Source organism: Mordavella massiliensis (genome assembly GCF_016902415.1).
GTDB classification, from domain to species: Bacteria; Bacillota; Clostridia; order Lachnospirales; family Lachnospiraceae; genus Merdimonas; species Merdimonas faecigallinarum.
On the sequence record NZ_JACJLV010000124.1, the window covers coordinates 1 to 486 of the forward strand.

Here is a 486-nt window from a genome sequence, read left to right on the forward strand (position 1 = left end):
TGGTCTTCGGCCAATTTTTTGCTTTGTTTTCTTCAAAGTGTGTAATCATTACACAGTTTCCTGTTATAACAATTACCTCGGATGTCTTGATCAAGATATTTTGATCTTTTGTTTCTTATATGCGGTTTTCAAGGTACATGGTTTGATAATCACCACTGTTTCGCCGAGAGCTCAAAACAAAGTTTTTCGCTCACGGATATTCTCCGAATATCCTTCTGCGTCTCCTCAGACATCCATGCTCAAGCAAGCTTGGCAAGGCTGTCTGCAAGCCGCATCGGCTGCACTGATCATTATCAAATGGAGAATACGAGATTCGAACTCGTGACCTCCTGCTTGCAAGGCAGGCGCTCTCCCAACTGAGCTAATCCCCCGGGTACATGGGCTTAAGTGGACTCGAACCACCGACCTCACGCTTATCAGGCGTGCGCTCTAACCGGCTGAGCTATAAGCCCGTTCCAAAAAGGGCTTCCGCCACTTTTTTTCTTT

At 46.1% G+C, this 486-nt stretch carries 2 tRNA genes; both read right to left on the minus strand.

Annotated features, from left to right (window positions below):
* Window positions 1-298: 298 nt before the first annotated feature.
* Window positions 299-371, minus strand: a tRNA-Ala gene (locus H6A13_RS13090).
* 7 nt (window positions 372-378) lie between these two features.
* Window positions 379-452: transfer RNA gene (locus tag H6A13_RS13095), tRNA-Ile, on the minus strand.
* Window positions 453-486: the final 34 nt, after the last annotated feature.